Here is a 22755-nt window from a genome sequence, read left to right on the forward strand (position 1 = left end):
CCGTGCTGACCGTCGACTTTTCCCGCTTCCCGCTCGCCCCGGGCGACCGCGTGCTCGATCTGGGGTGCGGCGCCGGCCGGCACGCCTTCGAGTGCTACCGGCGCGGCGCGCAGGTCGTCGCCCTCGACCAGAACGGCGAGGAGATCCGCGAGGTCGCCAAGTGGTTCGCCGCGATGGAGGAGGCGGGCGAGGCCCCGGCGGGCGCCTCCGCCACCGCGATGGAAGGCGATGCGCTCAACCTGCCGTTCCCCGACGACAGTTTCGACGTCGTGATCATCTCCGAGGTGATGGAGCACATCCCGGACGACAAGGGCGTGCTCGCCGAGATGGTCCGGGTGCTGCGCCCCGGCGGCCGGATCGCCGTCACCGTGCCCCGCTACGGCCCCGAGAAGGTCTGCTGGGCGCTCAGCGACGCCTATCACGAGGTCGAGGGCGGCCACATCCGCATCTACCGCGGCGATGAACTCCTCGACAAGGTGCGGGAGGCGGGCCTGGAACCGTACGGCACGCACCACGCCCACGGGCTGCACAGCCCGTATTGGTGGCTCAAGTGCGCCTTCGGGGTGGGCAGGGACGGTAAAGACGCGGCGCTGCCGGTGCAGGCGTACCACAAGCTGCTGGTCTGGGACATCATGAAGAAGCCGCTGGCCACCCGGCTCGCCGAGCGGGCGCTCAACCCCGTCATAGGCAAAAGCTTCGTCGTCTACGCCACCAAGCCGCACCTGCCCGCGGCGGCCGCCGCTGAGGCGGACGAGCCCGCCGAGGCCGCCCCCGCACCCGCCGCGAAGACCGCCAGGTCCAAGGCGAAGCGCGGCGCTTCGGCCTCCACCAAGCCCTCCACCAAGCCCTCCGCCAAGCCCTCCGCCGGGGCCGCCAAGTGACGAGTCCCGGGCGTACCGAACGGCTCGTCCTGCCGGGCGTGCTCACCGCCGAACAGGCCGCCCGCACGGTCGCCGGCATCCTCGCGACCCAGCGGCCGGACGGCGCCATCCCCTGGTTCCGGGGCCACCACCTCGACCCGTGGGACCACACCGAGGCCGCCATGGCCCTGGACGCGGCCGGCGAACACGAGCGCGCCGAGGCCGCGTACGACTGGCTGGTGCGGCACCAGAACGCGGACGGGTCCTGGTACGCGGCCTACGCCGACGGCGACGCCGAGGCCCCCACCGACCGCGGCCGGGAGACCAACTTCTGCGCCTATCTCGCGGTCGGCGTCTGGCACCACTTCCTGTCCACCGGCGACGAGACCTTCCTCGACCGCATGTGGCCCGCGGTCCGCTCGTCGATCGCCTTCGTGCTGGAGCTCCAGCAGCCCGGCGGGGAGATCGGCTGGAAGCGCGAGGACGACGGCACCCCCGTCAACGAGGCGCTGCTGACCGGCTCCTCCTCCATCTACCAGGCCCTGCGCTGCGCCCTGGCGCTCGCCGACCAGCGCGAGGAGCCGCAGCCCGACTGGGAGCTGGCGGCCGGCCGGCTCGGCCATGCGATACGAAGCCACCCCGAACGGTTCCTGGACAAGTCCCGCTACTCCATGGACTGGTACTACCCGGTGCTGGGCGGCGCGCTCCGCGGCGACCGGGCCACGGACCGGATCGACGCCGACTGGGAACGTTTCGTCGTGCCCGGCCTGGGCGTGCGCTGCGTCCTGCCCAACCCCTGGGTCACCGGCGGCGAGAGCGCGGAACTGGCGCTCGCGCTGTGGGCGATGGGGGAGTCCGAGCGGGCCGTGCAGATCCTCAAGTGGATCCAGCATCTGCGCGCCGAGGACGGCCTGTACTGGACCGGCTACGTCTTCGACGACGACGCGATCTGGCCCCGCGAACGCACCTCCTGGACGGCCGGCTCGATGCTGCTCGCGGTCGCGGCCCTGGGCGGCGACGAGGCCACCACCGCGGTCTTCGGCGGTGAGTGGCTGCCGACGGGGCTCGAGCCGGACTGCTGCCGGTAGGCGGCCGGCCGGGGGCCCGAAAAGCGCGGGACGAGCCCTGGGGAGCGCACTACTGTGCGGTTCATGACTCTCCAAGGCTCCCTCACCCACGAGGAATACTGCGACCGGATCCTCGCCGAGACCGGCCGGCTCCGGGAGATCGTGCGGACGGCCGATCTCTCGGCGACCGTGCCGACCTGCCCCGACTGGACGCTGGCCGACCTCGCCCGGCACGTGGGGGGCGCGCACCGCTGGGTCGGCACGATCGTGGCCACCCGCGCTTCGAAGGGCGTCGACCCCGCCGACGTCCCCGAGGGCGCCGGGCCGGAGGGCGAGGACGCGGCGGCGCTGGACGCCTGGCTGGCGGCGGGCGCCGCGCAGTTGGTGGCCGCGCTGCGGGAGGCCGGCCCCGATACGGAGGTCTGGAGCTGGACGCCGGCGCGGACCACGGGGTTCTGGGCCCGCCGGATGACCCATGAGACGGTCATCCACCGGGCCGATGCGGCGCTCACCGCCGGCGTCGCCTTCGAGGTCCCGGCGCCGGTCGCCGCGGACTGTCTGGAGGAGTGGCTGCAGATCGGCGAACTGCCGGTGGTGGCGGCCCGCTTCGCCGAGCGTGCGGCGGACCTGCGCGGCCCCGGCCGGACGATCCACGTCCACGCCACCGACGCCCCGCCCGGCCTGACCGCCGAGTGGCTGCTCGACCTCACGGGGGAGACGCCCACCCACCGCCGCACCCACGAGAAGGCGGCGGTCGCCCTGCGCGGCCCCCTGACCGACGTGCTGCGGGTCCTCTACCGCCGGCTGCCCGCCGACAGCGACCGGGTCGAGGTGCTGGGCGAGGCCGCGCTGCTCGACCGGTGGCTGGCGTGGGCGTCCTTCGGGTGAGCGGCCGGCCGCGGTCAGGAGTTCAGCTCGGCCAGCACCCGTAGCGTGTGCGGGTCCGGGGCGGTGACCAGCAGGTCGGTGACCGGGCCGGCCCGCCACAACTCCAGCCGCTCCGCGATCCGCTCGCGCGGGCCCACCAGCGAGATCTCATCGGCGAAGGCGTCCGGCACGGCGAGGACGGCCTCCTCCTTGCGCCCTTCGAGGAAGAGCCGCTGCACCCGCCGGGCCTCCTCCTCGAAGCCCATCCGCGCCATCAGATCGGCATGGAAGTTCTTTGCCGCGTGGCCCATGCCACCGATGTAGAAGCCGAGCATCGCCTTGACCGGCAGCAGCCCCTCGGCGACGTCGTCACAGACCAGGGCGCGTGCCATCGGCGCGATGAGAAAGCCGTCCGGGGCGTGCGCCAGCGAGGCCCGGTAGACGTCGGTGCGCTGCGGTGACCAGTACAGCGGCAGCCAGCCGTCCGCGATCCGGGCCGTCTGGGCGATGTTCCTGGGCCCCTCGGCGCCCAGCAGAACGGGCAGACGGGCGCGCAGCGGGTGGGTGATGGGCTTGAGCGGCTTGCCCAGTCCGGTGCCGTCCGGGCCGCGGTAGGGGAGCGGATGGAAGGACCCCTCCGAGACCACCGGCCCCTCCCGGCACAGGACTTGCCGGATCACGTCCACGTATTCGCGGGTGGCGGTCAGCGGGCTCTTGGGGAACGGCCGCCCGTACCACCCCTCGACGACCTGCGGCCCGGACAGCCCCAGGCCCAGCAGCAGCCGGCCGCCGGAGAGATGGTCCAGGGTCAGGGCGTGCATGGCGGTGGCGGTGGGGGTGCGGGCCGCCATCTGGGCGATGCCGGTGCCCAGTGTGATCCGGGAGGTGTGGGCGCCGATCCAGGCCAGCGCGGTGAAGGCGTCCGAGCCCCAGGCCTCCGCGGTCCACACCGAGTCATAGCCCAGGCGCTCCGCCTCGCGGGCCAGTTCGAGGTGGCGGGGGTCGGGGCCGCGGCCCCAGTAGCCCAGGTGCAGACCGAGTCGCATGCTGATCGCCCCTCTTCGGCGGCGTGGCGAGGCTTCCGGCGGGTGGCACGGCAGATTCTGACGATGCGTCAGGCCAAGTTCCGTCCGCGCACTGTACGGCCGGGTCGCGGGCAGCGCAACGGCCCCCCGCCCGCAGGGGCGAGGGGCCGCGAAAGGACCGCTGTGCGTCCGGTGTCAGCCGCGCTGGATACCGGTGGTGTCCTGCAGGACGCCACGGCGGCCGTCCTGGGTCTGCGCGATCAGGGCCTGGCCACGCTGCTCCACCGCGAGGTACCAGGTGCCGGGCGCCAGTTCGGCGATCGGCGCCGGCGAGCCGTCCTCGCCGTAGAGCGGGCGCGCGACGGGCACCGCGAACCAGAACGGCGCGAAGTCCGACGGGCTGCCGGCCGCCTGGGTGGCACCGGCCGCGCCCCCGGCCGTTCCGTCGACGGCGGGCGCCTGCTGGCCGTAGGCCTGGCCGCCCTGGGGCTGCTGCTGGCCGCCCGGGTAGCCGTAGCCGTGGCCCGCCTGCTGCTGGGCGCCGGGGTAGCCGTAACCCGGGTTGGGGCCCGCCCCGTAGGGGGCCGCCGCGGGCTGCGGCTTGGGGGCGCCGACCAGGGCGACCGTGAGCGGCGGAACCAGCGGCGTGGCGACGGCGCCGCCGGCCAGGAGCAGGGCGGCGATCAGGCCGATGATCAGGCCCGCGCCGGCGTTGGTGCTGCCGATGATGGTCCAGAACCCGGTCCACGCCGCGAAGACGGTGAGGGCGACACCGAACTGGGCGAGATCGAGGCCGGCGACCTTGCGCTGCTGCGGCAGCAGGCGGCTGAGGACGACGATCGCCGCGCCGATCACACCGGCCAGGTACATGCTCATGAGCGTGGACAGCGCATCCCAGGCGTTGAGGCTGGAGTAGGCCTGGGACTGGCAGTACTTGGCGGGCAGGCCGGAGCAGTCCGGGCCGCCGGTGAGACTGAGGAACGAGGCGATGAACAGCAGCACCGCTGCTCCGATCACCACGCCGTCGCCTCGAGTGAGGGAGCGGATGTTCACGTAAGGGTCCTTTGTCGGTTTCGTGGGTCCGGTCGTCGCTGTTGCGGTGCGCGCAGTGCGAGGCACGGCGGTGGGCACCCATCGTAAAGGGGAACCCGCCGCCGAATCCGGCGGGCCGTCGGGTTGGTTTCCCCGTGCGGCCGGCAGCGCGTATCGGGCCCGGTATCGGAAGGGTTCCGCAGCCGTTGCGGGCGGTCCGTTCTGTGCGTCATCAGTGCGTCATCAGTGCGGTATCAGGGCGGTATCAGTGCGTCAGGAAGTCCGTGATGCCCTCGGTGATCCCACGGGCCGCTTTCTGCCGCCAGTGTGCGTCGGTCAATTCCGCGGCGTCCTTCGGATCGCGCATATTGCCGCACTCGATGAACACCTTCGGCACGGTGGAGAGGTTGAGGCCGCCGAGATCGGCGCGCACATCGAGCCCGGTGCCGTGGCCGATGTAATTGGACGGTGCGCTGCCGGTGACCGCGAGGAACCGGCCGGCCAGCCGTTCGCCCAGCTGCCGTGAGGGTGCCACGATCGCGGCGTTGTCGGCCGGCCCGGCCGTGACGCGCGCCGGGAGGATGACGTGGAAACCGCGGTTCCCGGGGGCCGAGCCATCGGCGTGGACGGAGAGCGCCACATCGGCGTGCGCCTCGTTCCCCCGGGCCGCCCGCTCGTCCACACACGGCCCGTACCGGCGGTCGCCGTCCTGGGTGAACACGACCTTGGCGCCCTCGCGCTGGAGGAGGGTGCGGGCGCGGCGGGCCACATCGAGCGTGAACGACGCCTCGGCGTAGCCGTCGTCGGTGGAGGTGCCGGTGGTGTCGCACTCCTTGTGGGCGTTGCCGATGTCCACCTGCCGGGCGATCTCCCGCCCGTGATCCCGGTTGTGCGGATTGTGGCCCGGGTCGAGGAGCACGACCTTGCCCTTGAGGCTGCCGTGCGCAGCGCCCGTGCCCGGGCCGGGGGAGTCCTTGCCGTCCGGCGGGTGGCCGGTGGCGCCGTGGCCGCCCGCGCTGCCCGGTGACCGGCTCGCGGCGGGTGGCCCGGCTCCGTGCGCCGGGCCGCCGTCGCCGCCCGCCGCCCGCCAGGCCAGCCAGCCCCCCACGCCGGCGACCACGACAGCGGTCAGTACGGCGAGGAGGACGCCGCGCAGGCGTCGGTGCGGTGGGAAAGTGTTGCCGTTCGACACGTCCGCGATGGTAGCCCGCTCAGAAACCGGGACCGGTGCGCCGCAGAACGTGCAGTGAACGGTGGGCCGACACCTCGGTGAACGCGCCGGACTCCAGGGCCCTGCGGTAGATCCGGTACGGGGCCTGGCCGCCGTCCGCCGGGTCCGCGAACACATCGTGGATGACCAGCAGGCCGCCGGGTGCGAGGTGCGGTGCCCAGCCCTCGTAGTCGGCGGTGGCGTGCGCGTCGGTGTGCCCGCCGTCGATGAAGACCAGGCCGACCGGGGCCTGCCAGACGGCCGCGACCTGCGGCGACCGGCCCACCAGGGCGATCACCTGGTCCTCCAGGCCCGCGGCGTGCAGGGTGCGGCGGAAGGTGGGCAGGGTGTCCATCCGGCCGACCTCCGGGTCGACGACGGTCGGATCGTGGTACTCCCAGCCGGGCTGCTGTTCCTCGCTGCCGCGGTGGTGGTCGACGGTGACGGCCATCACCCCGGCGGCGCGCGCGGCGTCCGCGAGCAGGATCGTGGACCGGCCGCAGTACGTGCCGACCTCCACCAGCGGCAGCCCGAGCGTGGCCGCCCCGGCCGCCGCCGCGTACAGGGCGAGCCCCTCGTCCACGGGCATGAAGCCCTTCGCCGCCTCGAACGCGGCGAGAATCTCCGGCTGCGGAGCGGTCGGAGCCGTGGGAGCGGACATGGGCTTCCTCCTGGTGGTGCGGTCAGGGGCTCATCGTGCCGTATGGGGTGGGGCGGGTGGTGTGCGGGTGGTGTGCGGCGAGGGGAGGGGCGCTCCGGTACCGGAGATTCGGATATCGGAACGGCGGCTCGTAATTCCCGCCCCGGGAGCCGGCCGCACGGGCGGGTTTCCGTCCGTTCTCCGTGCGTTCCCTTCGATTTGTATCGCCCGCCCGTTTCCCGGATACCGGGAAGGCCGGATGTCGGCATGCGGTGAATTCGCGTACGGGGAGTGGAGAAGGGGGCGGGAGGGGGAGAGTGGGAAATGGCGAGACGTGCGGCGGAATTCACCGGGCCGATTCTGTGCGCCTCCTGGCCGTTTCCTGTGTGCGTCCGGAGTGGTTCTTGTGCGGGCCCGGAGAGGCCCCTGTACGGGTCCCCGTGCAGGGCGGAGGCCATGACCAGCGATCGTTCTGCCGTGTCTCGTGACCGTCGTTGCGTCGAGCTCCGTGAGCTTCTGCGCAGTCGCCGGGCTCGGGTCTCACCTGCTGATGTCGGTATGCCGGATGGTGGGCGGCGGCGGACGCCGGGGCTGCGGCGCAAGGAGGGGCCCGCACAGCCTGGTGGTGTCACACCCAGGATGAGCGGGCACTGGAGGGCATCGTGACAGTCCGGCAGGATCACTGCCATGAACAGCAGCAACACGCAGATGAAGGCAGTGACCATTCCCGAGTTCGGCGAGGCCGAGGTGCTCCGCGTCGAGCAGACGCCGGTCCCCGAGCCCGGGCCCGGACAGGTGGCCATCGACGTGGCCTATGCGGGCGCCAACTTCGCCGAGGTGCTCTACCGACGCGGCGTGGTGGACGTACCGCTGCCCTTCGTGCCCGGCATCGAAGTTTCCGGCCGCATCCGCGCCCTCGGCGAGGGCGTCACGGACCTGACCGTCGGCCAGCCGGTGGCTGCGCTGACGATCGTCGACAGCGGCGGCTACGCCGAGGTGGTGGTCACCTCCGCGGACCTGGTCGCCCCGCTGGACGGTCTCGGTATCGGACTCGGCGTTGCCGCGGCACTCCCCTCCAACAGCACCACCGCTTTCCTGGTCCTGGACCGGGTGGCGCGCATCGAGCCCGGAGACCGTGTCCTGGTCCATGCCGCGGCGGGCGGGGTGGGCAGCCAGCTCGGCCAGGTCGCCCGGCTGCTGGGCGCCGGCCGTGTGGTCGGGACGGTCGGCAGCGAGGCGAAGATCGAGACCGCCAAGCGATTCGGCTACGACGAGGTGATCCTGCGTGACCAGGTCGCCGGGGCAGGCGAGTTCGACATCGTCGTCGACATGGTCGGCGGCCCCTCCCGCACTGCCGGCTTGGACCGGCTGGCCCCCATGGGGCGGCTGGTGGTGATGGGTAACGCCTCGGGCGCCGAAGACGTCGACATCCCCGCCAACCACCTGTGGTTCACCAACAAGACCGTCTCCGGCTTCAACCTCGCCGCCTTCGCCGCTGCCTTCCCCCAAGACGCCGGGCTGGCCCTGCGACGCGCCGTACAGGCCGCAGCTCAGGGAACTCTGCGGGTGCAGGTCGCGTACCTGCCGCTGGAACAGGCCACCGAGGCACACCGCCGCATCGAATCCGGGCGCACCACCGGCAAGCTGGCCCTCGCCGTCGCGACGCCGTGAGGTGGGGCTGCCCGCATTCAGGTTCTCGAAGGGCGAGCATCCGCCCACCTTCCCGTCGCCCATGGCCACCTGACCTTCCGTCAGAATGAAACGTGTTCTAGTCTGCCCCGCATGGGCATCGGAATCACACAAGAACAACGTGACCTGGCCGAGGCGGTGGGGGGCTGGGCCGCGCGGGTCATGCCGCCCGGAGAGGTGCGCAAGCTGCTCGACGCCGCGCCGGGGCCGCAGGGGCGGCCCGCCTACTGGGAGCAGCTCGCCGCACAGGGGCTGCTAGGGCTGCATCTCCCCGAGGCCGACGGCGGGGGCGGCGGTGAGCTGCTCGATCTCGCGGTGGTGCTGGAGGAGTTGGGCCGCACCGCGTTCCCCGGCCCGTATCTGCCCACCGTCCTCGCCGCCGAGCTGCTGCACCGCGGCGGCGCCCGGCACCTCGTCCGGGACCTCGCCGCCGGCACCCTGACCGGCGCCGTCGCGCTCGGGGCGGGCTCGCTCACCGCCACCGGGGCCGACGGCGGCTACATCCTGGACGGCACCGCGCCCCCGGTCCTCGCCGGCGCCGACGCGGACCTGATCGTGCTGGCCGCGCGGACCCCCGACGGCCCGGTCTGGCTCGCCGCCGACGCCGCGGCGCTGACCGTACGGGTTCAGGAGAGCGCCGACCCGACCCGGCCGACCGCCGAGGTGCGCGCCGAGGGGGCCCTGGTGCCCGCCGACCGGCTGCTGGCCGTCGACGACTCCCTGGTCCGCGACCTGGCCGGGGTGCTGTTCGCCGCCGAGAGCTGCGGTACGGCCGCCTGGGCGCTGCGCACCGCCACCGAACACGCCGCGGTACGCGAGCAGTTCGGCCGCCCCATCGGCCAGTTCCAGGCGGTCAAACACCTCTGCGCCGAGATGCTCGTCCGCTGTGAACAGGCCCGCGCCCTGGTCTGGGACGCGGCCCGCGCCCTGGACGAGCCGCCCGAGGTCCGCTCGCTGGCCGCGGCGCTGGCCACCGCCACCGCTCTGGACGCCGCCGTCGGCTGCGCCAAGGACTGCATCCAGATCCTCGGCGGCACCGGCTTCACCTGGGAACACGACGCCCACCTCCATCTGCGCCGGGCCCTGGTGGCCCGCGCGCTGCTCGGCGGCGGCGACACCCACCGGCTGCGCGCCGCCCGCCTCGCCGCCGGCGGTGCCCGGCGCGCGCTGCGGCTGGAACTCCCCGCGGAGGCCGCCGGGTTCCGTGCCGGGGCCCGCACGGTCATCGACGGCGTACGCGGCCTCGACCCGCAGGCGGCCCGCCGCGCCCTGGCCCCCACCGGCTATGCCGCCCCGCACCTGCCCCGGCCCTGGGGGCTGGGCGCCGGCCCCGTCCAGCAGCTCGCCATCCAGCAGGAACTGGCGGCCGCCGGGGTCCGGGTCAGCGATCTGGGCATCGCCACCTGGGTGGTGCCCGCGCTGCTCGCCCACGGCACCCGGGAGCAGCAGGAGCGCCATCTGCCGCCGACCCTGCGCGGCGAGCGGCTGTGGTGCCAGCTGTTCTCCGAGCCCGAGGCCGGCTCGGACCTGGCCTCCTTGCGGACCCGCGCCGAGCGGGTGGACGGCGGTGGCTGGCGGATCAACGGGCAGAAGGTGTGGACCTCGGCCGCCCAGTGGTCGAGCCACGGCATCCTGCTCGCCCGCACCGACCCCGAGGCCCCCAAGCGCAAGGGACTGACCTTCTTCGTCGTCGACATGAAGTCCCCCGGCATCGACATCCGCCCGCTGAAGGAGATCACCGGCGACGCCCTCTTCAACGAGGTCTACTTCGACGACGTGCTGCTGCCGGCCGACGCGGTGGTCGGTGCGGTCGACGACGGCTGGAAGGTGGCCCGCACCACCCTGGACAACGAACGCGTCCACATGGCCGATCAGTTGACCTTCGACACCGGCCTGGAACAGCTTCTCGCCCGGGCCGGCGAGCCGGCCGAGGCGGTGCGGGTGCGGCTGGGCGCGCTGGCGGCCGAGGCGCACGCCCTGGGCTGCATCTCGCTGCGCACCACGCTCCAGCAGGTATCGGGCCTGGAGCCCGGGGCCGGCGCCAGCATCCGCAAGCTGGTGCAGACCCCGCACCAGCAGAAGGTCGCCGAGCTGGCGCTGGAGCTGCTCGGCCCGGCCGGTGCGGTGCGCGAAGGGGCCGGCGAGCGGGCGCTGCACGGCTTCTTGATGTCGCGCTGTCTGACCATCGCCGGCGGCACCACCCAGGTGCAGCTGAACGTCGTCGCGGAGCGGCTGCTCGGCCTGCCGCGCGACCCGGAGCCCCGCCCCCTGATCTGACCCCCGCCCGTCCGCTCCCCTGGAGGACACGCATGGCTGGCAAGGCGTACATCGTCGGCGTCGGGATGACCAGGTTCGTCAAGCCCGAGACGGGCGACCGGCCGTACTGGGGCCTGGTGAAGGAGGCGGGCGGCGCCGCGCTCGCGGACGCCGGGATCGACTACGAGGCCGTCGAGCAGGTGGCGGCAGGCTACTGCTTCCAGCCCTCGACGGCCGGGCAGCGCGCCACCTATGAGCTGGGCCTGACCGGCATCCCGGTCTACAACGTCAACAACAACTGCGCGACCGGCGCGACCGCGCTGATGATGGCGCGCCAGTTCGTCGAGGGCGGCATCGACGACTGTGTGCTGGCCCTCGGCTTCGAGATGATGAAGCGCGGCGCCCTGGGCGGCGGCGCCGACAGCGGCGATTTCCGGACGTCCCCGGTGGCCCGCCACTACGGGGTGATGGCCGCCGCCCACGGCTTCGAGCGGACCCCGCCCACCGCCCAGATCTTCGGCAATGCGGCCCGCGAGCACATGGCGCGCTACGGCACCACCGCCGAACAGCTCGCCGCGGTCGGCGCCAAGAACCACCGGCACTCCGCGCACAACCCCTACGCCCAGTTCCAGGAGGTCTACACGGTCGAGGAGGTCCTCGCCGCCACGACCATCCACCGGCCGCTGACCAAGCTCCAGTGCTCACCGACCTCGGACGGTGCGGCCGCCGCCGTGGTCGCCTCCGAGCGGTTCGTCCGGGAACACGGGCTGGCCGGCCGGGCGGTGGAGATCGCCGCGCAGGCCATGACGACGGACACCGGCGACAGCTTCGCCTCGGGCTCCTGCATCGATGTGGTCGGCCGGCCGATGTCGCGGGCCGCGGCCCGGCAGGCGTACGCGGCCGGCGGCCTCGGCATCGAGGACGTGGACGTGATCGAGCTGCACGACTGCTTCTCGGTCAATGAGCTGCTGACGTACGAGGCGCTGGGGATGTGCGCGGAAGGGGAGTCGGGAAAGCTGGTCGCTGACGGCGCCACCACCTACGGCGGCCGCTGGGTGGTCAACCCCTCCGGCGGGCTGATCTCCAAGGGGCACCCGCTGGGGGCGACGGGCCTGGCGCAGGCCGCGGAGCTGGTCTGGCAGCTCCGCGGCACCGCGGGCGAACGCCAGGTCCCCGGCGCCCGGGTGGGCCTGGCGCACAACATCGGCCTGGGCGGCGCGGCGGTGGTCACCGTGCTGCGGCGAGGAGACCACCCGGCGGACTAACTCCCCACCACGAGCGGGTGGTTGGCCCGGCCGGGGAGGGCGAGTGCGCCGACGCCCTGCCGGGCCGGGCCGCGTGGTCAGGCGACGGGCGCGCCGAACCACGTGGACAGCCGGCCGTCCAGATCCGTCTGCTCCTCGCCGACCCACGCCACATGGCCGTCCGGCCGCAGCAGCACCGCGGGTACGTCCAGTTCCTCGCTCGCGTCGACGACGTGGTCGACCCGGTCCGCCCACCCGGCGACCGAGAGCCGGCCGGTCCGGTCGAGCAGCAGCCCGCGGCCGCCGTGCATCAGCGCGTAGAGGCGCCCCTGCTTCAGCTGCACGTCCCGCATCCGCCGGCCGAGCAGGTCATGGCCCTCGCCGAAGTCGTAGCGGACCCCGACCGCGGTGATCATCTCGGTCATGTACCGGTTCGCCTCCTCGAAGTCCATCAGCTTCGAGAGCAGCTTGCGCAGTGCGGTCGGACCCGGCTCGGCGCCCAGCAGCGTGATCTGCGCGCGGGTGTTGTCCAGCACGTCGGCGCCCACCGGGTGCCGTTCGGCGTGGTAGCTGTCCAGCAGCCCCGACGGTGCCCACCCGTTGACGGCGGCGGCCAGTTTCCAGCCGAGGTTGAACGCGTCCTGGATGCCGAGGCCGAGCCCCTGCCCGCCGGTCGGCGGGTGGACGTGCGCCGCGTCGCCGGCCAGCAGCACCCGGCCGACCCGGTAGCGCTCGGCCTGCCGGGTGGCGTCGCCGAACCGGGAGAGCCGGCGCGGCGCGTGCACACCGAAGTCGGTGCCCGCGAAGGCCCGCAGCTGCGTCCGGAAATCCTCCAGGGTCGGCGCGGTCGCACGGTCCTCGGCCACGCCGTCGGCGGGCACGACGACGCGGGACCACCCGTCGTCGAGGGGGAGGACGCCGAACCGCAGCTGGGTCGTGCGGACCTTCGCGACGACGGCGGCGATCGTCGCCGGATCCTCGGTCACCTTCATGTCGCCCAGCAGCGTCTCGACCGTGGCGGGTTCACCGGGGAAGCCGACGCCGAGCCGCTTGCGCACCACACTGCGGCCCCCGTCGCACCCGACGAGGTAGCGCGAGCGCAGCCGCGTACCGTCCGCCAGCCCGACGGTCACCCCGGCCCCGTCCCCCTCATCGGACTGGCTCAGCCAGGCCACCTCGCAGCTGCGCCGGATCTCGGCACCGAGTTCGAGGGCACGCTCGTTCAGCAGCCGCTCGGTGACCGGCTGCGGGACGGTGAGGCCGTAGGGGTGCGCGGTGTCCAGCCGCTCCGGCCACGGCTTGTGGATGCCGCCGAAGAAGCCGCCGACCTGGAACTTCTCACCGACGGCGAGGAATTGGTCCAGCAGGCCGCGCTGGTCCATCAGCTCGACGCTGCGCGTGTGCAGCCCGCGCCCGCGGGGCTGCCCGGTCGGCTCGGTCAACTTCTCCAGCACGACCACGTGCACGCCGTGCAGCCGCAACTCGGCGGCCAGCATCAAGCCGGTCGGTCCGCCGCCGGCAATGATCACGTCAATCATCAGGTGCCCCGTTCGACGAGAGTGGATTCAGGGCAAAGAGTGCATATCTCGTGAATCGCCGATTTCCGCAGGTTCCGGCCCAGGCCGGAGATTCTGCACGACGACCGGGGCCTTGTCGCAAGCCCCCCCGGTGAGCTGTACGTTGAAGAGGGCAAGGAGGCGCAACCTCCTTGCCTTTGCTCTTGGCCACCGCCCGGTACGGGCCCGCCACCCCCGCCTTCCCCCTCCGCCTCCGCCTTCCGGCCTACGTCTCCTGTCATGGACAGGTGCGTCGAAATCCCGATGCGGGGGTCACGCGCCGAATGCGAGCATGGTCCCCATGCCGATAGCCCCCTCCGCCACGCTGCCCGATACCGCGCGCCGTAAGGCCGCCCCCGCGTGGCTGGTGATGCTGCTGGTGTGCGCAGGGCAGTTCCTGGTGGTGCTGGACGTCTCCGTGGTGAATGTGGCGCTGCCCGCCATGCGGACCGGCCTGGGCCTGAGCGAACTGGGCCTGCAGTGGATCGTCAACGCCTACGTGATCACCTTCGCGGGCTTCATGCTGCTCGGCGGGCGGGCCGCCGATCTGTTCGGCCGCAAGCGCGTCTTCGTCCTGGGGCTGGCGCTGTTCACCCTCGCGAGCCTGGGCGGCGGGCTGGCGCAGCAGCCCTGGCAGCTGATCGCGGCCCGGACCGTGCAGGGCGTCGGCGCCGCCGTGCTCTCGCCGGCCACCCTCACGATCCTGACCACGTCGTTCCCGACCGGCCCGGCCCGTACCCGCGCCATCGCCACCTGGACGGCGGTCGGCGCCGGCGGTGGCGCGGTGGGCGGTCTGGTCGGCGGGGTGCTCACCGAATCCCTGTCCTGGCGCTGGGTGTTGCTGATCAATGTGCCGGTGGGGGCGCTGGTGCTGGCGGGCGCGGTGCGGTGGCTCACCGAGAGCCGGCAGGGCACGGGGCGGCGGCTCGATGTGCCCGGAGCGCTGCTGGTGACCGGCGGGCTGGCGCTGGTGGCGTACGGCATCGTGCAGACCGAGACGCACGGCTGGGCCTCGGCGTCCGCGCTGCTGCCGCTGGGCGCCGGGCTGGTGGTGGTCGCGGCGTTCCTCGCGGTCGAGGCGCGGGCGAAGGCGCCGCTGATGCCGCTGGGGCTCTTCCGGCTGCGCTCGGTCTCGGCGGCGAACGGGGCGATGGTGCTGGCCGGTGCCGCGATGTTCTCGATGTGGTACTTCCTGTCCCTGTACGTGCAGAACGTGCTGGGCTACCGGCCGTTGCAGGCCGGGCTCTCCTTCATCCCGCACTCACTGTCCATCGTCCTCGGCTCCAAGATCGCGCCGCGGCTGATGAACCGGGTGGGCGCCAAGACCCTGGCCGTCACCGGCGCGGTGATCTCCGCAGCCGGAATGGCCTGGCAGGGCACGATGGACGTTCACGGCAGCTACCTCACAACGATCCTCGGCCCCGGCATCCTGATGGCGCTGGGCGCGGGTCTGACCGCGACCCCGATCGCCTCCATCGCCACCTCCGGGGCCGACCCCGCCGACCAGGGACTGGTCTCCGGCCTGATCAACACCTCCCGCCAGATGGGCGGTGCGCTGGGCCTGTCCGTGCTGTCCACCGTCGCGGCCTCCCGTACGGAGCGGGACAACGGCCTCACGGCACTGGCGGACGGCTACGGTCTGGCCTTCCACGTCGGCTCGCTGATCCTGCTGGGCAGCATCGTGCTGATGATCGTGGCGCTGCCGCGGCGACGGGCGGACGCCGCGCACGGCTGAGGCGTTTCCCAGGGCGTGTCCTCGGAGTCCCGCCTGGCTCGCGACGCCCTACAGCCACCCGTTCCGGCGCGCCGCCCGGACCGCCTCCATGCGGTTGCGGGTGCCGGTCTTGCCGATCGCCGCGGAGAGGTAGTTGCGGACGGTGGCCTGCGAGAGGTGGAGCTTGCCGGCGATGTCGGCGACCGTGGCGCCGTCCACGGCGGCGGTCAGGACATCCCGCTCGCGCTGGGTCAGCGGGTTGGGGCCGGCGCTCAGGGCCGCCGCGGCGAGAGCGGGGTCGATGACCCGTTCGCCGGCCAGCACCCGGCGGATCGCCGCCGCCAGGTCCTCCACCGGGCCGTCCTTCACCAGGAACCCGGACGCCCCGGCCTCCATGGCGCGGCGCAGATAGCCGGGCCGGCCGAAGGTCGTCACGATCAGCACCTTGCAGGAGGGCAGTCGGTCGCGCAGGTCGGCGGCGGCGTCCAGGCCGCTGCGGCCGGGGAGTTCGATGTCCAGGAGGGCGATGTCGGGGCGGGTCTCCAGGGCGGTGGTGACGATCTGGTCGCCCGCCGCGACCTGGGCGACGACCTGCATGTCCTCCTCCAGGTCGAGCAGCAGCGCCAGCGCGCCCCGCATCATTCCCTGATCCTCGGCGAGGAGGACTTTTACGCTGTTCGTGGGGGGCGGGGCGGGCGCGTCAGTCATGGCGTCAGAGTAGCCAGGTCACCGCCCCCGACAGCAACGGCAGCTGCCCGGTCTACCCGTTCACCTCCTGCGCGCCTGCCATGTCGCCCGTGCCGACCGGGAGTTCGGCCGTGACGCGGAAGCCGCGCCGGCCGTCGGGGCCGCTTTGCAGCGTGCCGCCCGCCGCGGCCAGGCGCTCGGCCAGGCCCTTCAGCCCGGTGCCGCCCACCGGCCCGGGACGGCCGCCCGTGCCTGCGCCGTTGCCGGTACCACCGTCGCGCGGCTGGCCCGGGGCGGCCGCCGTGACGGCAGCGGAGGGCAGCGGGCCGCGGCCGTCGTCCGTGATCGTCAGCCGTACCCGGTCCTCGTCGGCGTGGACGGAGATCTCGCAGTGGGTGGCGCCGCTGTGCCGCACGGTGTTGGTGACGCCCTCACGGACCACCCAGCCCAGCAGCGCCCCGGCCTGCGGCGGCATCGGCGGCCCGGCCTGGCGCACCACGGGGTCGATGCCGGCCGCCTCCAGCACCGAACGGGCGCGGTCGAGTTCGGTGGCCAGGCTGCCCTCGCGGTAGCCGGTGACGGCCTCGCGGATCTCGGTCAGCGCCTGCCGGCCCACGGCCTCGATGTCGGCGACCTGGGCGAGCGCGGCGTCCAGGTTGCGCGGCGCCAGCCGGCGGACCGCCTCGGCCTTGACCACCACCACGGACAGCGTGTGGCCCAGCAAGTCGTGCAGATCGCGGGAGAAGCGCAGCCGTTCCTTCTCGACGGCGCTGCGGGCCAGTTCCTGGCGGGTGGTGTTGAGCTCCTGGATGGTGTCGAACAGGCTCAGGACCGTGGACGTCACCATGCCGGACAGGAACGTGCCGTAACCCACCCCGAAGGCGCCGGGGCCGGCGTCGTGCCAGCCGGTCAGATAGCCGGCCGTGCCGCTGAGCGCGATCAGCCACACGGCGAGCTTCTTGCCGCGCAGCGCGCGGACCGTGCCGGAGGCCAGCGACAGCAGCGGGAAGAACAGGAACCAGTCGCCGCCGAACCCGAGGGCGATGGCGAAGGTGATGGCGGTCAGCAGCGCCAGGGCGTACAGCGGCCGGCGGGAATCGCGCAGCCGGGGATCGAACGAGGTCCACACGACGGTGATGTAGACGGAGTTGAAGGCGAGCAGCCCGAGGCCGGCCAGCCAGGGATGCTCGGTCTTGCCCTGGATGACGTTGGAGAACGCGCCCAGGCCCATCAGCAGCCAGGGCAGGAAGGCGTACTTCCCCGGCCCGTCCGCCTTCCGTTCCGCCCAGCGGGGCCGGCACGGGTCGGAGTCCGTGCCGTGTGTGCCGCCCGCTTCCGCGGTGCCGGCGCCTTGCTGCTTCGTGTGCTGCACTGTCGCTTCCCAGGTCTGCGCCATCGCCGGTCAGGCCGTTCGTGCGGCCCGACGGTACGCGTACACCGCGTAACTGCCGAAGAGTGCCAGCCAGACGGCGAGCACCGCCACTGTGCCCAGGCCCGGCGCCTCGCCCTGCGTGACGCTCTGGCCGAGCTCGGCGAAGCGGTTGCCGGGCGTCCAGGAGGACAGCGCGCGCAGCCACCCGGGGAACAGCTGGACCGGGAACCACAGGCCGCCGATGATCGAGAGCAGCACCATGCAGCCCGTGTTGACCACGCCCGTGGACTGGGCGGAGAGGCGGTAGCCGTTGCCGAGGCCGAGCAGGGTGAAGGGGGCGGTGCCCAGCCACAGCAGCCCGGCCAGCGCGGCCCACTGCCAGGCGGGCATCCGTACGCCGTTGAACAGCGCGCCGACCAGCAGCACGGCGGCGATGGCCGGCAGCACCGTCACCGAGGCGGTCAGCCCGCGGCCCACCACGACCCGTACGGGGCTCAGGGGGGTGACCCGCAACTGCCGCAACCAGCCCAGCTGCTTGTCCTCGGCCACGCCGGTGCCCGAGCCGATGGCCGAGCCCAGTGCGCCGTAGGCGGCCATCCCGACCATCGACGCGATCTTCCACTCCATGGCGGCGCCGCCGGCCCCCGCCCCGATGTTGGTCATCAGCACATACATCACCACCGGCATCCCGATGCCGAACACGACGAAGCCCCGGTCGCGCAGCGTGCGGCGGACTTCGAGCCGGACGTAGTCGAGCATCACGCGTGCTCCTTCGTGGAGGGGGTGCCGGCGGCGGCCGGGGCGGGGGGAGCGGTCCCGGCGGAGGTGAGCGAGAGGAAGGCGTCCTCCAGGCTGGCGGGGGCGACCTGGAGCCCGCGGACGAGCCCCAGCCCGGCCAGCGCCACCACCGTCGCGTCGGAGTCCGTCGTCCGCAGCAGCGCGCGGTCGCCGCGCACCTCCACGGCGCTCACCCCGGGCAGCCCCGGCAGCGGTCCGGTGGGTGCGCCCGCGAGGTCGAAGGAGACCAGCGTGCCGCCGGCCCGGCGCTTGATCGCCGCGCCGCTGCCGTCGGCGACCACCCGGCCGCCGTCCATGACCACGATCCGGTCGGCGTGTGCGTCCGCCTCCTCCAGATAGTGGGTGGAGAACACGATGGTGTGGCCGCGGCGCGCATAGGCCCGCATCGAGTGCCAGAAGGCGCGGCGCGCCTCCACGTCCAGCGCGGCGGTCGGCTCGTCGAGCACCAGCAGCTCGGGGTTGCCGGCCAGTGCCACCGCGAAGCGGACCCGCTGGGCCTGCCCGCCGGACAGCCGGTCCACCCGCCGCCCGGCGAACTCCCCGAGGCCGGCCAGCTCCAGGGTCTCGGTGACGTCCATGGGGTGCGGGTAGGTGGCCGCGACGAAGGTGACCAGCTCACGGACGGTGACCCGCGGTATGGCCTTGCCGTCCTGCAGCATGGCGCCCACCCGGCCGGCCCGCACCGCCGCCTCCGGCGTGCCGCCGAACAGCGCCACCGTGCCCTCGTCGGGCGGCAGCAGCCCCAGCAGCATCGTGAGGGTGGTGGACTTCCCCGCGCCGTTGCGCCCGAGGAGTGCCACCGTCTCGCCCGCCGTGATCGTCAGCTCCAGACCGTCCACGGCCCGCACCGCGCCATAGTTCCGCGTCACCCCGGAGAACTCCACGGCCGTGACGCCCGCTGCCGTGGGTGCAGTCCCTGTTGTTCCTGTCATGCCCGCCCCGCCTCTCTCTGTCCCGTCCGACATTACGGAGAGTCGCCCGCCGCGCGGCAGAGGCGAATGTGGACCATCGCCCCTGACAAATGTCATGGCCGGGCGCGACTCCCGTGGGCTGGGCTTGCCGCGGCATCCGTATCGGGCCGTATCCGAGAGCCGTCCGTACCTGACAAGTCGTCAGAGGTCAGGTCTTCCAGCTGCCGGACGGATCGGCTATACATGAGAGCCATCGGCTAGAACGCGTTCTAGAAGTGTGCCCTGTGCGCGGTCGGAGCGCTGCCGTGGCCGACCAGATGCGACCCCGGCCCGGTCGACGGTGCGGACGGCCGGGCCGGGGTCTTCCCCTCGTGGTGAAGGAGCAGCCAGCCCCATGCCCATCGACGCCGCCAAGGCCACCTCCGCCGAACCGCGGAGCACCGAACTCACCTGGGACCACAAGGATGTTCAGCTCTACCACCTCGGCATCGGCGCCGGCGCGGCCACGCCGGAGAAACCGCACCCCGCCACCGACCCGGACGAACTGCGCTACACCCTGGAGAGCGCACTGCACGTCCTGCCCAGCTTCGCCACCGTCGCGGGCGGGGGGATGGCACTCGCCGGCGGACTCTCCGCCCCCGGCATCGAGGTCGACCTCGCCGCGGTCCTGCACGGCGGCCAGACCGTCACCGTGCACCGCCCCGTCCCCGTGCGCGGCCGCGGGGTCCAGACCTCCTCCGTCCCCGCCGTGTACGACAAGGGCAAGGCCGCCGTCATCGTGCTGCGCTCCGAGGTCGCCGACGACGACGGCCCGCTGTGGACCTGCGACACCCAGATCTTCGTCCGCGGCGAGGGCGGCTTCGGCGGCGACCGCGGCCCGTCCGCCCGCCTCGAACTCCCCGAGCGCGCCCCGGACCTGCACACCGAGCGCCGGATCCGCGAGGACCAGGCGCTGCTCTACCGCCTCTCCGGCGACTGGAACCCGCTGCATGCCGATCCGGAGTTCGCCGCGCTCGCCGGGTTCGACCGGCCGATTCTGCACGGGCTGTGCACCTACGGCGTGACGCTGAAGGCCGTGGTCGACACGGTGCTGGGCGGCGAGGTCTCCCGGGTGACGTCGTACACCACCCGGTTCGCCGGCGTCGTCTTCCCGGGCGAGACGCTGCGCCTGCGCATGTGGCGCGCGCCCGGCCGGGTCCAGGTGTCGGTGACGGCGGCCGACCGGGACGACGCGCCCGTACTGGCGGACACCGTGGTGACGCACCGCTAGCGCGGCCGGCGCCGTCCGCACCCCCGCCGGCCGCCACCCCGGACCGGTGGAACAACCGAGAGGAGCCGTGACATGCGCGCAGCCATACTGCACGAGACAGGCCAGGACAAGCTCGAAGTCGTCGACGACATCGAGCCGGTGGGGTTCGGCCCCGGCAAGGTCAGGATCCGGATCCGGGCGACCGGACTGTGCCACTCCGACCTCTCGGCGATGAACGGGGTGCTGCCGCAGCCCGCCCCGTTCATCCCGGGGCACGAGGGCGCCGGGGAGATCCTCGACGTCGGCGACGGCGTCACCGGGCTCCACCAGGGCGACCGCGTGCTGATGTGCTGGCTGCCCGCGTGCGGCAGCTGCCCGTCCTGCCGGCGCGGTCAGAGCCATCTGTGTCTGGCCGGCTTCATGAGTGCCGGCACACCCAACTTCCGGCGCCCCGACGGGGACGTCTTCGGCTTCGCCGGTACCGGCACCTTCGCCGAGGAGGTCGTGGTCGCCGCCCACTGCGCGGTCCCGATCCCGGACGACGTCCCGTACGAGATCGCCGCGCTGATCGGCTGCGGTGTCACCACCGGGCTCGGCGCGGCCCTCAACACGGCCCGGGTGGAGGCCGCGTCCTCGGTCGCGGTGATCGGCTGCGGCGGTGTCGGGATCTCCGTCATCCAGGGGGCGAAGGCCTGCGGCGCGGCCGAGATCATCGCCGTCGACCCGGTGCCCGCCCGCCGGGAGGCCGCGCTCCGCTTCGGCGCCACCGAAGCCGTCGCCCCCGAGGAGTTCGCCGACGCCAAGGCCCGGATCACCGCGGGGGAGGGCTTCGACTACGTCTTCGAGGTGGTCGGCAAGTCCGCCACCGCCCGTACCGCCTACGAGATGACCCGGCGCGGCGGCACCCTGTGCGTGGTCGGCGCGGGCGCCATGGACGACACCTTCCAGGTCAACATGTTCGAGCTGTTCTTCGACGAGAAGCGGATCCTGCCGTCCCTGTACGGCGGCGCGGATGTGCTGCGCTCCTACGAGCGGGCGATCGCCCTGTGGCGGGCCGGCCGGATCGACCTGGAGGGCCTGATCACCCACCGCGTCCAACTGGCCGAGATCAATGAGGCCCTCGACCAGATGCGCTCCGGCACCGCACTGCGCACCTGCATCGAGATCTGACCCCCGGGCCGCCGGCAGGACAGGCCCCCACACACGCCCCCACGCACGGCCCTTACCCGGGCCCGCACCCCCGCACCACCGCCCGCACCACGCTCCACGATGACTGGAGAGGACAGGAATGGCACAGCCACTGGAGGGCCTGACCGCGATCGTCACCGGTGCCGGGCGCGGCCTGGGCCGCGCCGAAGCCCTTGAACTCGCCCGCCTCGGCGCACAGGTCGTGGTCAACGACTACGGGCAGCCGGGCCGCGACGGCTCGGGCGCGGCCTGTGCCGCGCCCGCCGAGGACGTCGCCGCCGAGATCCGTGCGGCGGGCGGCCGGGCGATCGCCCACCTCGGTGACGTCGCCGACCACGCACAGGCCCGCGCCCTGGTCGGGCTGGCGGTCGAGACGTACGGACAGCTCGACATCCTGGTCAACAACGCGGGCATTCTCCGCGACCGGATGGTGTTCTCGATGACCGAGGACGAGTGGGACTCGGTCATCCGCGTCCATCTCAAGGGCCACTTCAACACCACGCACTTCGCCGCCGTCCACTGGCGCGAGCGCGCCAAGGCGGCCGGCGGCCCGGTCCACGGCCGGATCGTCAACACCTCCTCCGAAGCCTTCCTCGCGGGCTCGGCGGGCCAGCCCAACTACGCGGCGGCCAAGGGCGGCATCGTCGGCCTGACCACCTCCACGGCGCTGGCGCTGGCCAAATACGGCGTGACCGTCAACGCGATCTGCCCGCGCGCCCGCACCCGGATGACCGAGGACGTCTTCGCCGGCTTCCAGGAGCCCGAGGACGGCGCCCTGGACCCGCTCGCGCCCGAACACGTCGCGCCGCTCGTCGGCTATCTCGCCGCACCGGCCGCGGCCCGGGTCAACGGGCAGCTGCTGGTGGTGCACGGCGGCATGGTCGCCATCGCCGAACGCCCGCGGATCGCCGCCAAGTTCGACACCACCAAGGAGGTCTTCAGCTACGCGGAGCTGGACGAGCTGCTCACGCCGTACTACGCGCAGCGCCCGGCGGACGAGACCTTCGCGGCGGCCGAGGTACTGGGCCTCACACACGGCTGAGGTCGGCCGCGCACGACGGTGAACCAGCCGTGGCCGCCACCCGCGCGAAGCGGTGCGGCGGCCACGGCCCGTGGTGTGTGGTCGGCGGTCGGGGACCGCCGGACCGGCCTCAGGCGTCCTGCGTCTGCTTGTTCCGGCGGTGCCGGCCATGGGCGGTGGAGTCGGACTCCTCCGCGGCGGCCGGGCCACGGTGCCTGCCTGCGGCCTCGGCGGCCTGGGCGGAAGCCTCCTGGGGGCGCGCCTGGGTCGTGTCGGTTCGGGCTTCGGACATGAAAAGAGTCTCCGTCAGATCGCTTACAGCTGTACGCGTCGGGACCTCGCCCGACGACCGCCAAGGCTGACCCCGAA

At 73.2% G+C, this 22755-nt stretch carries 20 protein-coding genes and 1 pseudogene; 11 read left to right on the top strand and 10 right to left on the bottom strand.

Features of this window, described 5'->3' with window-relative positions:
• Nucleotides 1–2 precede the first annotated feature (2 nt).
• The 3 genes from OIU81_RS26115 (at nucleotide 3) to OIU81_RS26125 (ending at nucleotide 2815) form a co-directional block, all read left to right on the top strand.
• Entirely contained in the window at nucleotides 3–881 is an 879-nt protein-coding gene (locus OIU81_RS26115) for a class I SAM-dependent methyltransferase (protein ID WP_329151586.1), read from the top strand.
• Nucleotides 878–1948 carry a prenyltransferase gene (locus OIU81_RS26120; RefSeq protein WP_329151587.1) on the top strand — a complete coding sequence of 357 codons (1071 nt, stop codon included), beginning with the start codon at nucleotides 878–880 and terminating at the stop codon, nucleotides 1946–1948. Before OIU81_RS26115 ends, OIU81_RS26120 begins: the two co-directional genes overlap by 4 nt.
• 63 nt (nucleotides 1949–2011) lie before the next feature.
• The gene (locus OIU81_RS26125) at nucleotides 2012–2815 is read left to right on the top strand and encodes a maleylpyruvate isomerase family mycothiol-dependent enzyme (protein WP_329151588.1); all 804 of its coding nucleotides are present in this window, start codon (nucleotides 2012–2014) and stop codon (nucleotides 2813–2815) included.
• A gap of 14 nt (nucleotides 2816–2829) precedes the next feature.
• Here OIU81_RS26125 and OIU81_RS26130 read toward each other — a convergent pair whose 3' ends face one another.
• The 4 genes from OIU81_RS26130 to OIU81_RS26145 all read right to left on the bottom strand — a co-directional run bounded on the left by OIU81_RS26130 (nucleotide 2830) and on the right by OIU81_RS26145 (nucleotide 6722).
• Nucleotides 2830–3840, bottom strand: coding sequence for an LLM class F420-dependent oxidoreductase (locus OIU81_RS26130; protein ID WP_329151589.1), 1011 nt, complete (start codon nucleotides 3838–3840; stop codon nucleotides 2830–2832).
• Between the two features lie 174 nt (nucleotides 3841–4014).
• On the bottom strand, nucleotides 4015–4872 hold the full coding sequence (locus OIU81_RS26135; RefSeq protein WP_329151590.1) for a DUF5336 domain-containing protein: 858 nt from the start codon (nucleotides 4870–4872) through the stop codon (nucleotides 4015–4017).
• A gap of 244 nt (nucleotides 4873–5116) precedes the next feature.
• Nucleotides 5117–6043 (bottom strand): N-acetylmuramoyl-L-alanine amidase, encoded by a 927-nt coding sequence (locus OIU81_RS26140; protein ID WP_329151591.1) that lies wholly within the window; start codon nucleotides 6041–6043, stop codon nucleotides 5117–5119.
• Between the two features lie 19 nt (nucleotides 6044–6062).
• Complete coding sequence (locus tag OIU81_RS26145) at nucleotides 6063–6722, bottom strand: class I SAM-dependent methyltransferase (protein ID WP_329151592.1); 660 nt, start codon at nucleotides 6720–6722, stop codon at nucleotides 6063–6065.
• A 435-nt stretch (nucleotides 6723–7157) separates the two neighbouring features.
• Between OIU81_RS26145 and OIU81_RS26150 the strand changes: the two are divergent.
• The 4 genes and pseudogenes from OIU81_RS26150 to OIU81_RS26165 form a co-directional block, all read left to right on the top strand.
• A pseudogene (locus tag OIU81_RS26150) lies at nucleotides 7158–7307 on the top strand (transcriptional regulator); the annotation flags it as partial.
• Nucleotides 7308–7388: 81 nt separating this feature from the next.
• Nucleotides 7389–8372, top strand: a complete 984-nt coding sequence (locus OIU81_RS26155; protein WP_329151593.1) for a quinone oxidoreductase family protein — start codon at nucleotides 7389–7391, stop codon at nucleotides 8370–8372.
• A gap of 111 nt (nucleotides 8373–8483) precedes the next feature.
• Nucleotides 8484–10667, top strand: coding sequence for an acyl-CoA dehydrogenase (locus tag OIU81_RS26160; protein WP_329151594.1), 2184 nt, complete (start codon nucleotides 8484–8486; stop codon nucleotides 10665–10667).
• A 32-nt stretch (nucleotides 10668–10699) separates the two neighbouring features.
• Nucleotides 10700–11911, top strand: coding sequence for a thiolase C-terminal domain-containing protein (locus tag OIU81_RS26165; protein ID WP_329151595.1), 1212 nt, complete (start codon nucleotides 10700–10702; stop codon nucleotides 11909–11911).
• A gap of 77 nt (nucleotides 11912–11988) precedes the next feature.
• Here OIU81_RS26165 and rox read toward each other — a convergent pair whose 3' ends face one another.
• Nucleotides 11989–13428, bottom strand: coding sequence for a rifampin monooxygenase (gene rox, locus OIU81_RS26170; RefSeq protein ID WP_329151596.1), 1440 nt, complete (start codon nucleotides 13426–13428; stop codon nucleotides 11989–11991).
• A 310-nt stretch (nucleotides 13429–13738) separates the two neighbouring features.
• Between rox and OIU81_RS26175 the strand changes: the two genes are divergently transcribed.
• Nucleotides 13739–15181: an MFS transporter gene (locus OIU81_RS26175; protein WP_443074047.1), complete on the top strand. Its 1443-nt coding sequence runs from the start codon at nucleotides 13739–13741 to the stop codon at nucleotides 15179–15181.
• A 48-nt stretch (nucleotides 15182–15229) separates the two neighbouring features.
• Here the strand turns inward: OIU81_RS26175 and OIU81_RS26180 are convergent, their stop codons facing one another.
• Genes OIU81_RS26180 through OIU81_RS26195 form a run of 4 tightly spaced genes read right to left on the bottom strand, consistent with a single transcriptional unit; the run spans nucleotide 15230 to nucleotide 18949 of the window.
• On the bottom strand, nucleotides 15230–15868 hold the full coding sequence (locus OIU81_RS26180; RefSeq protein ID WP_329151598.1) for a response regulator transcription factor: 639 nt from the start codon (nucleotides 15866–15868) through the stop codon (nucleotides 15230–15232).
• A 52-nt stretch (nucleotides 15869–15920) separates the two neighbouring features.
• Nucleotides 15921–17243, bottom strand: coding sequence for a sensor histidine kinase (locus OIU81_RS26185; RefSeq protein ID WP_329151599.1), 1323 nt, complete (start codon nucleotides 17241–17243; stop codon nucleotides 15921–15923).
• A 6-nt stretch (nucleotides 17244–17249) separates the two neighbouring features.
• Nucleotides 17250–17978 (bottom strand): ABC transporter permease, encoded by a 729-nt coding sequence (locus tag OIU81_RS26190; RefSeq protein ID WP_329151600.1) that lies wholly within the window; start codon nucleotides 17976–17978, stop codon nucleotides 17250–17252.
• On the bottom strand, nucleotides 17978–18949 hold the full coding sequence (locus tag OIU81_RS26195) for an ABC transporter ATP-binding protein (protein WP_329151601.1): 972 nt from the start codon (nucleotides 18947–18949) through the stop codon (nucleotides 17978–17980). Before OIU81_RS26195 ends, OIU81_RS26190 begins: the two co-directional genes overlap by 1 nt.
• A 373-nt stretch (nucleotides 18950–19322) precedes the next feature.
• On the opposite strand from OIU81_RS26195, the gene OIU81_RS26200 reads away from it, so the two are divergent.
• The 3 genes from OIU81_RS26200 to OIU81_RS26210 all read left to right on the top strand — a co-directional run bounded on the left by OIU81_RS26200 (nucleotide 19323) and on the right by OIU81_RS26210 (nucleotide 22407).
• Nucleotides 19323–20198: a MaoC/PaaZ C-terminal domain-containing protein gene (locus tag OIU81_RS26200; protein ID WP_329151603.1), complete on the top strand. Its 876-nt coding sequence runs from the start codon at nucleotides 19323–19325 to the stop codon at nucleotides 20196–20198.
• 72 nt (nucleotides 20199–20270) lie between these two features.
• Nucleotides 20271–21347, top strand: coding sequence for a Zn-dependent alcohol dehydrogenase (locus OIU81_RS26205; protein WP_329151605.1), 1077 nt, complete (start codon nucleotides 20271–20273; stop codon nucleotides 21345–21347).
• A gap of 118 nt (nucleotides 21348–21465) precedes the next feature.
• Nucleotides 21466–22407, top strand: a complete 942-nt coding sequence (locus OIU81_RS26210; protein ID WP_329151607.1) for a 3-oxoacyl-ACP reductase — start codon at nucleotides 21466–21468, stop codon at nucleotides 22405–22407.
• A 109-nt stretch (nucleotides 22408–22516) separates the two neighbouring features.
• On the opposite strand, the gene OIU81_RS26215 is transcribed toward OIU81_RS26210, so the two are convergent.
• A complete protein-coding gene (locus OIU81_RS26215; protein ID WP_329151609.1) occupies nucleotides 22517–22678 on the bottom strand; it encodes a hypothetical protein in 162 nt (53 codons plus the stop codon).
• Between the last annotated feature and the right edge of the window lie 77 nt (nucleotides 22679–22755).

This window comes from Streptomyces sp. NBC_01454 (assembly GCF_036227565.1).
Lineage (GTDB): Bacteria > Actinomycetota > Actinomycetes > Streptomycetales > Streptomycetaceae > Streptomyces.